Below are 13230 nucleotides of genomic sequence, written 5' to 3'. Positions count from 1 at the left end.
GTTACTACTTAACCATTATTCCCTCTTCCAGCAATACTTCATAGGAATATCCGGCCCCAAAATCTTTATTCAGGCTCACCAGGGCTCTAAAGCTAACTTCCTCTCCCGGGACGGCTACCCATTGTGAAGTTACCACCACTTTGTTTTCCGTTTCATCAACGTCCTGCAGGTGGATCCAGTTCCGGCCCATGATCCCGGTATTTATTTTTGTGCATTCCCCGTGGACTTCCACCATCTTTCCTTCATAAGCTCCGGGATTTGAAAGCAATTCACCTATGGTCATTTTTTCAGCATCCCTGTAGATTCCGCTGGTATGGTGTTCACCGGTTGGTTCCAGATTTTCTGGAGTTGTTGCAGAGGCTTCATTAGTAACTGACTTCAGTTTCTCTGCCTGGCTTTCGGGTAGCAGTTGGGTTACCAGATACAGGGTATCGAAGACCTTTTGCATTTCCTTGCTCTCAAATTGCGTCATTAAAAGCGCTTCGTTGTAAAAATAAGTGTCGCCTTTAGTAATCTCTTTATTACCGGTTGCCATCCAATACTCCCTGTCCTGGTCTGTTACTTTCAGGTAAACATATTTTGAAGTGGGTTTCACCTCAAGGATTTCCACCTTGTGTACATTCCGGTCAATTACATCCCGGTTAGCTTCCGCTGCATGCATTTTTTCTAAAGAAACAGGCTTAGTGGCATCCGGGCTTTGTTTACACCCCGTAATAAAAGCGAAAAGCACAAGAATAATAAGGGCACTTTTAAATTCTGTCATGATGAGAAATTATAATGAAATTAATAATGAATTTACTGATAATCAGGATTTTTAGCCAAAGGAATTCTACTGTAGGGTTATTTTTTAAAAAATAAACACACGTAAAAACAAACCTACTAATTAGCAATAGTAATGAAAATGGATAGTGAAATCAGTACTCGTTTATAAGTTTTTAATATAGTTTACAATCATCCATTGTTCTTCTTCGTCTACTATCTTTTTCATAAAACTTGGCATTTCACCCCTGCCAACATAAGTTTTATAGTACAAACTGCCGTCTGACTGTTTCTTAAATTCGGCTCCGGTAAAGTCTCTGATAGCCGTTTCAAGTCCCTTTGCTTTAGTACCGTCACCATTTCCTTTGGTGCCGTGGCAGGACCGGCAATGTTTTGCATATAAAATACGGCCTATATTATCAGCATCCTTAACCCCTTCGTAAGGATTTTTCATCTTTTCATATTTCGCCGGGACTTCCCATTTGTCCTGTAAGTCTTCCGGCAGGCCACTCATGGACAGGAATATAAAACTTCCGATCAGGGCGGTGGCGAGGATATAAAATTGTTTTTTCATGATATGTTGATTTAAATTGAATTAAGCTTATGTGTTTACCTTGTTTAATTTACTGATTTTAAATAAGATAAATATAATATAGCCAATTATAGACCAGACTGCAAGAATCATACCACTGGTTGCTAAAACCAGGGCTATGGGTGCGTTGGCGGCTGCAGCCCACAAGGATCTTTTTTCTTCAAACTGATCAACCGGGGTTGGTATCCCCCAGTTTTTGATTCGTTCCACAGTAAGATCATTGTAACTGTCAGAATCCTGCAATTTGACTATAATTTTGACATGGCCCTCTTTGTCCCCTGGCAGATCCCCGGGAAATTCTACTTCAACCATCCCATTCTCATCAGTGAAATTAATGAAATCACCAATGGGCAAAAGGCTAAAGGTTCGCTGTACGTAAAAATATAATTCCAGGTCTGTTATTGGATTTCCTTCCATATCCCTGGCAGTTGCCCGTATTATTTTAGAATCATCCTCCTCCAGGAAAGAGAGGGTTACCAAAGCATCCTGATACTCTTCCTCCGCCTCCTGAGCATTTAATAAGGGCATGTTCAATAAAGCTATTAACATTAACAGTATGGGTATACTGGGAATAAGAAACCTGTTATATTTCATCGTTATCGGATTGGGAGTTGGAATTTGATTTTATAAATGCCTCCTCTTTTTTGACAGGAATAACCGGAAAGATCTTAACTAAAAAAGTGATAATTAAGAGGAACCAGGCAAAGGAAGAGATCGTAATCGCCCACTCTTCCCATGTCGGGTTATAATGTAAATAGGATTCGTCAACACCCTGAATGGGTAAATAAGGGTGCTGTAACGATGGGATCACAATCAAAAACCGCTTAAACCAGGCCCCCAGAAGTACCAGCATGGATATCACAAATGCAGGTAATGGTTTTCGCAGTGGTTTGAACAGAAGCAGAATTATGGGTAGTACGAGACCTCCTATCTGCACAAGCCAGTACATCGGTGCATAATTTCCAACAAACAGTTCCGTAATGTGTTCTCCTTCAACTCCTACCATCTTGAATGCCGGGCCCAGATATTCATTAATATTGAAATAAAGGTAAACCAGGGAAAGAAGCACCAGTAGCTTGCTCATTTTGTCGAAATGCCCTTGTGTAATGTATCTTCCCAGGTTCATGTGCTCCCTTATAAAGTACATGGCAACGATGATGATTGCAGCCCCAGCCATAAAAGCTCCGGACACAAAGTAGGGACCCAGGTTAGTGCTATCCCATCCGGGCCTCCAGGTGGTGGCAAATAACCAGGAGGTAATGGTGTGGATTGCAAAAGCTACAGGGAGTACGGTTATGGCAAGTATTTTGTTGATTTTTTGCAGCTTCTTCCACTGTCTGGGGTTATCATTCCAGTTTAGGGCTAAAATCCGATACAACTTTTTCTTCCACCGGGGAACCGAGGTCAAACGGTCACGGCATAGCCCAAGATCGGGAAGCATGGAAATATACAATAAGAGGAAACTGATAACCAGGTAGGTCGATATGATGATCACATCCCAGATAATCGGTGATTGAATTCTCAGGTACCTGATTACATAGAAAAACCGGTCTGGTCGACCCATATCTACAATAATAATCACGGCGGCACAAATAATGGCAGAAACGGCAATAATTTCTGAAATTCTGGTCAACGGCCTGGACCATTCATTTTTGTTCAGTTTCAAAATGGAACTGAATAAGGAACCTACAAGGCTTATGGCCACGAAGAATACGAAATTTGAAATATAGATTCCCCACGAGGTATAGTCCCGCATGGCAGTGACTACGAGCCCGAATTTTAGCTGTCTGTAATATCCAATAAGACCGAATACAACAAAGACCAGCAGAACTGCGATCCAAATCTTATATTTTAAGGAAGTAGAGGTTATGTGACTTAACAGGTCTTTCTCTCTGGGGGATTTAAAGATTTCTGAATCTGTTTTTGACAACACTTTGCTCATGATTCACTATTTAATTCGGTGTCTTTTTCAAAAGGGAACAAGCGGTCAACCGGTGGGAGATAATAAACACGGGGTTTGGTACCCAGTTCCTCCATATAGCGATAACCCGCTTTTTCCTTAAGCAAGGTTGAAAGGCGTACGGTTTCCACTCCATTAGTGACCGTATCATCAATTTCATCTCCAAAGTAAATTACCCCATTGGGACAGGATGTCACGCAATGCGGTAATTTGTTTTGACGCAACATGTCAGGGCAAAAATCACACTTTCCAACGGTGCCAATTTTACTGGGTACACTGGTTTCAGGGGAATAGGGAATATTTTCATCTTCTCTTGGTGGCTCACCCCAGTTAAATACCCTCGCCGAGTAAGGACAGGCAGCCATACAAAACCGACATCCTATACAACGCTCGTTGTCAACGAGAACGATGCCATCTGTACGCTTGTAAGTTGCGCCAACAGGACAAACCTTTACGCAGGGAGGGTTGTCGCACTGAAAACATTTTTTTGGCATCCAGTAAGGTGCAGATTTCTCATTGTCCTGCATTTCCAGAACTTTGATATACGGCCTGTCCGGAGTTAAATTATGAGTGTGATCACAAGCTTCCACACATTTTTTGGCATTCTTGCATTTGGCCAGATCAACTACCATGACAAATTTCTTACCTGGGATCCCTTCACGCGCTTCTGCCGGTGTTGCCGGATGATGTTGATGCTCCATGGCTTCTATTTCTGAATTGGAAACCTGAACCAGCTTGCCATCTGTAGTCATTAAAGTGGTCTTTTCCCCGGAATTCTGTTTGCAGGAAACCGAGGTGCAGGCCATCCCGGTAAGGGTAATCATACTGCCGGCAGACAAATTTTTTAAGAATTTTCTTCTGGAGGAATCTTGGTTGGTATCATTTTCCATGACTATTGTTTTGGGAAGGTCAGCTTAAATAATTTATCCATATCCAATGGATAAGATTGCTTGTTAAGTCTAAAGTTAAATACTTATAAACCAGCAATTCATGACAAATGTCATATACAGGACTACCTTTTTTTCGGATTTATCATGAGCTGAACGAAAAAGAACAATAAGAGTCAGAAGGAAAGCTCTCTTGGGAGCTTAAAAGGAGGTTTTTAAAAGGATAGAGGCCTGATCTGCGATTAAAGCGTCTATTTCTTTTGAAGGAAAATTGAAGGATTCAGACTCGGAAAACATTTTTTTAATAACCTGGTTGGTGAGCATTTCTGCAGTTTCAGGCTCCTCTGATTGCAATTCTTTTGCCAAATATGCCTGTACTTTCTTAAATACCATTTCCTTTTGCTGCACCACCTTATTTCTGAGAGAGGCCATTTGAAACCATTGCATAAATGCATTCACCTCATTATCCAGGATTTCCTCTACCTCTACAATAGCAGCCATCCTTCTGTTCCTGTTTTCCTGCAGGTCCTGGGCAATGGTGTCTAAATCATAACAAATCAATTTACCACCTCCTTCAATGCCTTTGCTGATATTGCAGGGCATTCCTAGGTCAATAAGGATTCTCCTGCTGGAACTTGGATGAATGTTTTTAATTAATTGCGGGTAATTGCTGACGGCACTGATGACCACATCAAAGTCCCGAAAATCATTATCCAGCACTTTTTGCCAGGGGTAAACACTGCCCTGGTAAAGTGATGCCAGATTCCTTGCTTTTTCCTCAGTCCTGTTACTGATATGGATATTGCTGAAACCAAACTTGGAATTATATTTAAATAATTGCACTACAATATCCCCAGCCCCAATAAAGAGTATTCGCTTTGTTCTGGATGATTCTTTCGGGAAAATATCGTCAATAACTTTCAGAGATTTATACGCCACGGAAGTGGTTCCATCCCGATAATTGGTTTCGTTGCTTATTCTCTTATGGCTCCTGAATACAGTTTGCATGGCGCGTTCCAAAAGAGACCCCTGTAATTGACGCTCCATAGAAAACAGATAGGCTTTCTTAATTTGGTGGATGATTTCGGCATCTCCCAATACCTTTGATTCCAGGCCTGAAGATACTTTCAGCAAGTGCTTCACAGAAGCTTTTGTGTGGTCATTGCAGGTAAACCAATTTTTAAATTGAGCAGGATCTTGTTTACATTTTAAGGATATCAATTCCTCCTGTACCAGGGCAGAGGTAGTGGTTTTGGATTCGAAATAAACCTCTGTCCGGTTACAGGTGACCAGCAAGAGCAACCCGGAAATATCAGGAAATCGTTCGCAGAGATGATCCATAATCAAGCCTTTCTTGCTCTCGGAAATATGAAATTGTTCCCGAAGACCAACGGAAGCGGATTTATGAGAAATACTGACGTATCGCAATATTTTAGGCATACCAGCTAGTATATATCAGTTTTAAATAAGAATGTTGTTATCCTGTCCAATACGGAATATTGGTTTCTTAAAGTCTGAATGAAATGGCTTTAAAAGATTATTCTGCCAGGGTCCTCATGTAATTAACGATGAGCCAGCGATCCTCGTCATCCGGCATCTTTTTGGTGTATTCCGGCATATCGGCACGGCCAAAAGATGTTTTGTAAAAAATTTCCCCATCCGTTTGTTCCTGGAATTCAGGAGATGAAAAATCACCAAGGTCACCGTTCATGTCATCGGCTTTGGGTCCGTCTCCGTATCCTTCTTTACCGTGGCAGGATTGACAATGCTTGCTGTATAAAGCTTTTCCAATGTTAAGATCAGCGGATGGGTCTGTTGGATTCTTCATATTCACATATTTTTCCGGAACCACCCATTCATCTTGTGTTATGGTTGTAAAAGAATAGAATGCGAGGGAGATAATTCCCACTAATAATAGCATTTTACGTGTTTTCATATTTGTAATGATTAATTTTTAGAAATTTTGAATAAGTTTATTATTAAGTAAGCAAAAAATCCCCATATGACAAAAATAATGGCATTTACAAAAATTAGCAGGAATAAAGGTGTTTTGTCCCTGCTGGACCACATGTTCCTTTTATCAAATGAAGTGTCAAATTCAATCGGGGTGCCCACATCTGCAACCACTACATCCTTAAGGGTTCCATAGGTGTCGCTATCACTTAATACAACCTCAATATTTAGTTTACCGTCGATACCCGGAATACCTTCTTCAATAGGAACAAGAATGGTGCCATTTTCGTCCGTAAAGTTAAATTGTTCACCAATTCTCAGCGGTCTGAATAATCGCTGTACCTGGACGCTCAGGGATTTTCCCTCGAGCACGCTGTCTGTTGCTGTTTCTTTGAGTAAGGCAGAAATATAATTCAGGCTATCTATGGTTACATATTCCGCAATTATCTGAGCTTCTTTAATGTTTACAGTACGTGAGGCTTTGCGAAAGGCATCATTGCCCTTAAAAGCAACTCCCAGGTTATACGTGTTGGTTGAATCTGCCTGCAGGTTAAAGGACTCTTTCAAAATAAAGGTGCATTCACCGTTCATATCGGTAACAGTATTGCCCAAAATCTTTTCTTCGCCAGCTATTTCATTATATACTTCAAGTTCTATGTTAGGCACGTTTTCGTTTTTACCGTCAATCCTTGCACTGGCTTTAATATTAAGGTAGGCGTCTTTGTCCATTATACGCACATAATCTGCTCTTAAACGCAATCGGTTTTTTTTCTGGTTTTGAGCATATAAAAATGGAGATCCTATGCCGAGGAAGAGCATGGCCATCAAGGCATAAAAAGTAAACCTGTATGTATTTTGATTTTTCATGACTCCTCTTTCTTGTCAATTTTTGTAAGGTATCCTTTTTCTTCTGCTGTTCTTTGGATAGGGATTACCGGCAGATAACGCACAAACAGGGTAATGATCAATAGGGCCATCGCCAGTGTAGCGCTGGTAATTAACCATTCATGTACACTTGGAAAATAATGTTGCCAGGATTCTGGTACTCCTTCTATGGGCAAGAATGGGTGTAACAGGGTAGGCGTCACAATTACATAGCGCTTCCACCAGGACCCGATAACTACCATAAGGCCAACAATAAACATAGCCCTGGGTTTACGCCCTGCTTTAAATAGAAGAATAATGAGCGGTAATAGCAGACCTACGACCTGAGAGAACCAGAACAGGCCGGCATATTCCCCATAAATCAACGCATTGAGGTGTATTTCTTCCTCCACTGGGGCAGTAAAAATTGGGATTACATATTCATTAATGTTAAAATAGAGGTATACCAAACAGGTTAGTGCTAAAAACTTACCGAGTTTATCGAAATGGTATTCTGTAATATAATGTTCCAGTTTCCTTACATATCGGATTACAAATACCACAGTGATCAAAGCTCCCAAACCAGCTACAAAAGCACCAGATATGAAATAGGCGCCCATATTGGTGCTATCCCATCCAACTCTGTAGGTTGTGGAAAACAGCCAGGCATCAATGGTCTGTAACATGATCCCAACCGGTATGGCCATCACTGCGATTATTTTTATAGATTTTTGCTGAATAGCTTTTTGTTTTTTGCTTCCACTCCAGTTTAAACCGAATTTTCCGTACCATTTGCTCAGGCCAGGTCTCGATTTCGCAAATGCCTTCTTCAGCACTTTTAGATCCGGCAGCAGAGGGAAGTACAGCATGAGAAAACTCAACACAATGGACGTTGGAATAATGATTACATCCCAGGTAATGGGCGACTGTAGTCTGGCATGAATAAAGAGATTCATGAGCCTGTCTGGCCTGCCCATGTCCAGGACTATGGTAAACCCTGCCATAATTATTGAAGCCAGTGTAATGATTTCGGCAATTCGAACTACCGGGGTACGCCATTTATTTTTGGTAAGCCTAAGAACCGCTACAGTGGCAGAACCTACAAAACTGGTTGCAACAAAAAACACAAAGTTGGAAATATAAATACCCCACAGGGCATAATCCCTTAGGTTAGTGACCACTAGTCCCTTTCTTATCTGATCGATATAAGCTATAACTCCTGCAATTATTACCAGGACTAATAAAAAAACCCATATCGTTCCGCGCCTGCCAAATTTTCTTGGTGCAAGATCATTAATAAGTGTATCGTAGTTTTTCATTCCTCTTCAGGTATATCAACAGATTGGAATTCATTGTAATTTTCCATACCATCTTCAAACTCAACCAGCCGGTCAACCGGTGGCAGGTAATATACACTGGGTGCCGTTCCCAGTTCTTCGAGTAAACGATACCCCGCTTTATCTTTCAATAACTTGCCAAGCCTCAATGTTTCCTCTCCATTGGTCACCGTATCTTCATATTTGTCACCAAAATAGAAAACGCCATTGGGACAGGCTGTTACACAATGAGGTAGTTCGTTATTCTTAATGGTATGGGGGCAGAAATCACATTTATCTACCGTACCTTTTTGGCTTGGCATACCTGCATAGTCCGGAGAGGGGTGTTCTCCACCCAAATGCATGGTAATTTCACTTGTTTCACCTTGCTTGGGTTCTTCCCAGTTAAATACCCTAATTGAGTAAGGGCAGGCGGCCATGCAGAATCGGCATCCAATACAGCGGTCATCGTCTATTAGGACCAGGCCGTCCCTTCTCTTAAAGGTAGCGTCTACAGGGCAGACCGTAACACAAGCGGGCTGGTCACAATGCATACAGGTTCTGGGCATCCAGTAGGGAGCAGTGTCCCTGGATTCCTGCATCTTGTGCACTTTAAGCCAGGCATTTTCACCTGTTATATAGTGGTGTTTATTACAGCTTTCCACACATTTCAGGGCATTTTTACATTTCGCCAGGTCAATAACCATAACGAACTTCCTATTGGGTATACCTTCCCTTACATTGTACTTTACATCATCATCATGGGAATGTTCAACCTCAACGACCTCATTGGCATCTACCTGAACAATAGTGCCATCCGTCGTCATCAATTCCATTTTATAGTAGGATTCCGAATCGGTATTTGCTTCGGCCCGATTCGTTATTTTCGATAAACCAATTCCACCCAAGGCTCCGGCAAGGCCAAATTTGAGCCCCTTATCAAGAAATTTACGTCTTGATTTCTTATTGTTTTCTTTCATGTTTAAAGGACTTAAATGAAACTAGAATTTTTTATCCAGCCAATTCAGAAAGGTGGAGTTTGAAATATTTTTCTTGATTACTTTAGATTTTTTCAATGCGCTTTTTTTCACTTTAACGGTAGTGCCATCAGGTTTCAGCAAGGTCTGGTACTCTTCGTCCTCGCCTTCTTTTTCCTGGTTCTCCCCGCTGCGGCCGAAGCCTAATAATGGGATCAGCAGTGTACCTCCCAGGATCGGGAAAATTCGCCTCCTTGAAATACGCTTTTCGTTATCTGGTCCTTTCGGCATAGCTTTATTCCTGTTTAGAAGTTATACACCCTGGTGATGGTAAACCCGATGAGAATGTCAGGGAGACCATCCAGGAAGCTGTTCTGGTTTTTAAAGTAATTCGCTTGTGGAACTATACCATTATAGGTAGACATATAGATCTGGAAGGCGTGATTAGAGGTAACGAATTCCATTCCAACACTAAAGCCGGGTACCGGATTGAGTGCTGCATCGAAGTCTGTAACATTCGTCCGTGCGGTATTTTCTCCAAAACTGGTCACCGGAAGGCTGTATTCCATCATGATAGCCGTCCCCGGACTAATTTTGTGGCGCATTCCAAAGGCTACCGCAAAAATATCGTTAGGCATCCCCTCGGGCACCAGGTTGTAATGCGATATGCTTGGTGCAATCTGCATGGAGAAATTAGGGTTAAACCTTCTGGAAACTATAAGCTGGTGGAAGAAGGAATAGCGATCCTGTCTCAGGGCAAAGTTTTCCTTTTTCTTCATATTTACTGCCCCATTCCCATAATAGGTAAGGTTGATGGGAACACTGCCGGAACGGGTCTGCCTCAGTATGGCCACTTTCCAGTTGATATCCTGTAAGCGCTCAAACTTGGTAATCCCGTAGCCTAATTGAAGCCAGTTAAAAGGGGTATAGGAAACCCCAATACGAATATTTGCGGGTGCCCATATGCCGGCCAGGTCATTATCCCCTCCACCAATGGTACCGAAACGGTGCTGGAAGACTACCTCCAGGCTGTTTTTGTTATAGAGGATATCCGTTGGGTTATCAATTAAGAAATTGCTTTCAAATGCGGGTCGTTCCGGCTTGTCCACAGGTTTTTGTTCCTCCTCCCCAGTTTGCTGGGCAGTGATTAAGAGGGGTGAACAGCACAATAACAGTAAGAAAATATATATTGATCTCATTTCAATGTTTCTTTTAGTTGGTTATTCCAGAACAAGCCCGTTGATCCAATTTTCAATCGTGCTGATTTCACTTGCAGTCAGGCTAATGCCTACTGGTGGATGATCACTTCCGGTATTGCCGGGTAGCCTTTGGAAAAAAATACTGGCTGAGGCATCCCCTGCTACAACATAGCCGTCCCCAATAAGGGAATTCAAGGCATTTTGTGGCCGCAGATCGGGGTTCAGACTTGCATTATGGCACTGAGTGCAGTCGTATTTAGAAAGGATTGGCAGGATATCTTCATTAAAGGTATCCTCTATGTCAGGTGCTATTTCAATTTCTTCCACTGGGGGTAATTCGTCGTAATAACAGGAGGAGCTGAAAAGCAGTAAGCAACCTGCGAGAATGAGAAGTGCGTTTTTTTTCATTGGTTTCGGTTTAAGACTTCACCTGGAAATTAGAAATCAGGCGCCTAACTCCTTTTCCTCCGGACCGGGGAATGGATTAGTTAAGGGTACCATTGACACCCGGTCCGGAAAATCAGGATATTAGTCTTCGTTAAGAAGTGCTTCGATTGAGTTTTTCAACAATGCCTTGGTGTAATCCGGATTGTGGATACCCCTACTTTGGTCATGATATATCGTGGTGTAGTTCCAGGCAGCCATGGCGGCAACATCCGAGAAAATACCAGTATTGGTCCGATATTCAGAATCAGCCTGTATTATCCCAATTACGGGCTCTCCAGTAGGGATATAATTACCATCCGCATCTTCTTCATAAGCTACACCTTCCACATTCCTCAACAGGGTCAGGAGGGTTGCCATATCCGAAGCATAATCCTGGGCTGAACCGGGTACCGCACCGTGACAAGTTATACAGGCATCCTCGGTATATTCCCAGCTGTGACCACCTCTTTCCGGATCGCTGGATGGTCCCATATGGCATTCCACGCAGGAAGACAAAGCTCTGTGTCCGTTTCCATCGGAAACACCTACATCGCCAGGGGCAGGATAAGGCTCTGGACCTGGTAGTTCTGCTCCGAGAACACCTTCAAACATAGTGGACTGTGGACCATAGTGAGGTGCAAAACGAGTACTGGTAACAACATATGTTCCGTCTGCATTCAGAGCAGGAATCGGGTAAGAATTTCTAGGTTGGTGGCAGGAAATACAAGCATTGCTGGAACCTTCAAAATCTAAGGTAATACTAGGCGCCAAAAAAAGCTGCGTTCCATCCGTTAACCTCAGCGCATAATCCTGCCCGTCATTCTCGAAGTCGAAACTTTTATGCATATCGTGGCAGGTGCTGCAATTAATTGTAGTTCCGTCGTAGTCAACAGTTCCATCACCGGCTGGACCAAGAGCCATTCCCATTTCAATTTGGTCAATAAAGCCCTCGCTGTCGTGGCATTGAGCGCATCCAACACGTCCAGCGGGATAACCACCATCTGCATGTTGTGACATGGCAAATGCTGCGCGAATAGGATCCCGTTTTGCATTGGAGTGGCAGGCAACACAGGAGGCTGTGCCGCTTACCCCGTCCTGACCATCAACCCCGTCCTGTCCGTTTACCCCTGGAGGGCCTTGAATGGGTTCTGGTAATTCGCTAGTACATTGTACAAACAAAAAAGCTGATGCCAGGATCATCAGTAATCCGAAAAACTTGTGCTGTTTCATGAGGCGCTTGTTTAATTATTGGTTTGGTTTAATTCAACAGGTTGTACTTGTTGATCTTAAGCTATAAATTTTTGTTAAAAATACCAATGAAAGTCGCGCAAAAAGATGATATAAATCATAGTTTGATACTTTTTTTAGAAAATTTTACATTAAATATTTATATGGATAGCATAAATAAAATTTATGTAAAAACCCTTAATTGTGCTTTGGAATATCCTCCTAAGAATCCGGTTTTTCCACTCTGATCTGCCGGAATGATATATTTTAATTAATTCGTAGTTTTAGGAGGAAATCATCTTTAACAACCGCTCTGAATATGGAGGCCACTCTACCCATAACCGCCGGTCTTATTACATCCATGCTCCACGTAATATCTGGTCCGGACCACCTGGCTGCAGTTACCCCTTTTGCCATAGAATCCAAAAAAAAAGCCTGGAAGATTGGCCTTTCCTGGAGTATGGGCCATCTCGCCGGGATGATGGCCATAGGCTTGCTTTTCACAGCATTTGGTGAACTCATACCCATAGAAGCTATCTCGGCGTATAGTGAGCAACTGGTGGGGATTGTGCTTGTGGGTGTAGGTGTTGCGGCGATCTTCAAGATATTTAGAAAGAAAAAGGACCATAGTCATTTGCATGTGCACAGCGAAAATGCACCCTTAATCCACAGTCATGAGCACGATCACAGTCGCGAACAAACCCACAGGCATGTTCACCCTAAAAATTTGAAACAGAGTAATAAGGCTTCTTTTTCCATAGGACTGTTGCACGGGTTCGCTGGAATTGCTCATTTTTTGCTTTTCCTGCCTATACTGGGTTTCGAGACCCGCTCCGAGAGCATTACCTATATCGCCGGCTTTGGTTTTGGAATTATCATTGCAATGGTAGCCTATGCCATAGTTGTGGGGCAGATAGCTGCTATTGCCAGAAATGGCCACAATGAGGTCTTTTTTAAAGGAATTCGCCTGGCGGGAGGCCTGTTTGCCGTTATAGTAGGGGTATACTGGTTTTTTGCTGCATCTGCCTAGTTGTTTTCCAAATCAGGTGGCATTTCAACAGCATTACTAA

The 13230-nt window shown here is 42.4% G+C and carries 15 protein-coding genes; 1 reads left to right on the top strand and 14 read right to left on the bottom strand.

Annotated elements, in window-relative coordinates:
* Positions 1-4: 4 nt before the first annotated feature.
* The 14 genes from OO016_RS12280 to OO016_RS12215 form a co-directional block, all read right to left on the bottom strand.
* Positions 5-763: a GW dipeptide domain-containing protein gene (locus tag OO016_RS12280; RefSeq protein WP_266014433.1), complete on the bottom strand. Its 759-nt coding sequence runs from the start codon at positions 761-763 to the stop codon at positions 5-7.
* Positions 764-925: 162 nt separating this feature from the next.
* Entirely contained in the window at positions 926-1333 is a 408-nt protein-coding gene (locus OO016_RS12275) for a c-type cytochrome (RefSeq protein ID WP_266014430.1), read from the bottom strand.
* A gap of 27 nt (positions 1334-1360) precedes the next feature.
* On the bottom strand, positions 1361-1945 hold the full coding sequence (locus tag OO016_RS12270) for a hypothetical protein (protein WP_266014427.1): 585 nt from the start codon (positions 1943-1945) through the stop codon (positions 1361-1363).
* Positions 1935-3293 (bottom strand): NrfD/PsrC family molybdoenzyme membrane anchor subunit, encoded by a 1359-nt coding sequence (gene nrfD, locus OO016_RS12265; protein WP_266014424.1) that lies wholly within the window; start codon positions 3291-3293, stop codon positions 1935-1937. The genes OO016_RS12270 and nrfD (OO016_RS12265) overlap by 11 nt, the downstream gene beginning before the upstream one ends.
* Positions 3290-4201, bottom strand: a complete 912-nt coding sequence (locus OO016_RS12260; RefSeq protein WP_266014421.1) for a 4Fe-4S dicluster domain-containing protein — start codon at positions 4199-4201, stop codon at positions 3290-3292. The genes nrfD (OO016_RS12265) and OO016_RS12260 overlap by 4 nt, the downstream gene beginning before the upstream one ends.
* A 198-nt stretch (positions 4202-4399) precedes the next feature.
* Entirely contained in the window at positions 4400-5638 is a 1239-nt protein-coding gene (gene hemA, locus OO016_RS12255) for a glutamyl-tRNA reductase (RefSeq protein ID WP_266014418.1), read from the bottom strand.
* 97 nt (positions 5639-5735) lie between these two features.
* Positions 5736-6134, bottom strand: a complete 399-nt coding sequence (locus tag OO016_RS12250) for a c-type cytochrome (RefSeq protein ID WP_266014415.1) — start codon at positions 6132-6134, stop codon at positions 5736-5738.
* Positions 6135-6145: 11 nt separating this feature from the next.
* Entirely contained in the window at positions 6146-7018 is an 873-nt protein-coding gene (locus OO016_RS12245; RefSeq protein WP_266014413.1) for a hypothetical protein, read from the bottom strand.
* Positions 7015-8334 (bottom strand): NrfD/PsrC family molybdoenzyme membrane anchor subunit, encoded by a 1320-nt coding sequence (gene nrfD / locus OO016_RS12240; RefSeq protein ID WP_266014411.1) that lies wholly within the window; start codon positions 8332-8334, stop codon positions 7015-7017. Before nrfD (OO016_RS12240) ends, OO016_RS12245 begins: the two co-directional genes overlap by 4 nt.
* Entirely contained in the window at positions 8331-9311 is a 981-nt protein-coding gene (locus tag OO016_RS12235) for a 4Fe-4S dicluster domain-containing protein (RefSeq protein ID WP_266014408.1), read from the bottom strand. The genes nrfD (OO016_RS12240) and OO016_RS12235 overlap by 4 nt, the downstream gene beginning before the upstream one ends.
* A 21-nt stretch (positions 9312-9332) precedes the next feature.
* Positions 9333-9599, bottom strand: coding sequence for a hypothetical protein (locus tag OO016_RS12230; protein ID WP_266014405.1), 267 nt, complete (start codon positions 9597-9599; stop codon positions 9333-9335).
* A 14-nt stretch (positions 9600-9613) separates the two neighbouring features.
* A complete protein-coding gene (locus OO016_RS12225) occupies positions 9614-10507 on the bottom strand; it encodes a DUF5777 family beta-barrel protein (protein ID WP_266014402.1) in 894 nt (297 codons plus the stop codon).
* 21 nt (positions 10508-10528) lie between these two features.
* Entirely contained in the window at positions 10529-10915 is a 387-nt protein-coding gene (locus tag OO016_RS12220) for a hypothetical protein (protein ID WP_266014399.1), read from the bottom strand.
* A gap of 120 nt (positions 10916-11035) precedes the next feature.
* Positions 11036-12163, bottom strand: coding sequence for a hypothetical protein (locus tag OO016_RS12215; protein ID WP_266014396.1), 1128 nt, complete (start codon positions 12161-12163; stop codon positions 11036-11038).
* A 316-nt stretch (positions 12164-12479) separates the two neighbouring features.
* Between OO016_RS12215 and OO016_RS12210 the strand changes: the two genes are divergently transcribed.
* Positions 12480-13190, top strand: coding sequence for an urease accessory protein UreH domain-containing protein (locus tag OO016_RS12210; RefSeq protein WP_266014393.1), 711 nt, complete (start codon positions 12480-12482; stop codon positions 13188-13190).
* The last annotated feature ends 40 nt before the right edge of the window (positions 13191-13230 follow it).

The organism is Lentiprolixibacter aurantiacus, assembly GCF_026241225.1.
GTDB lineage: Bacteria > Bacteroidota > Bacteroidia > Flavobacteriales > Flavobacteriaceae > Lentiprolixibacter > Lentiprolixibacter aurantiacus.
Note: the sequence above shows the minus strand (reverse complement) of the source record. Positions and strands in the feature narration are given on the sequence as shown.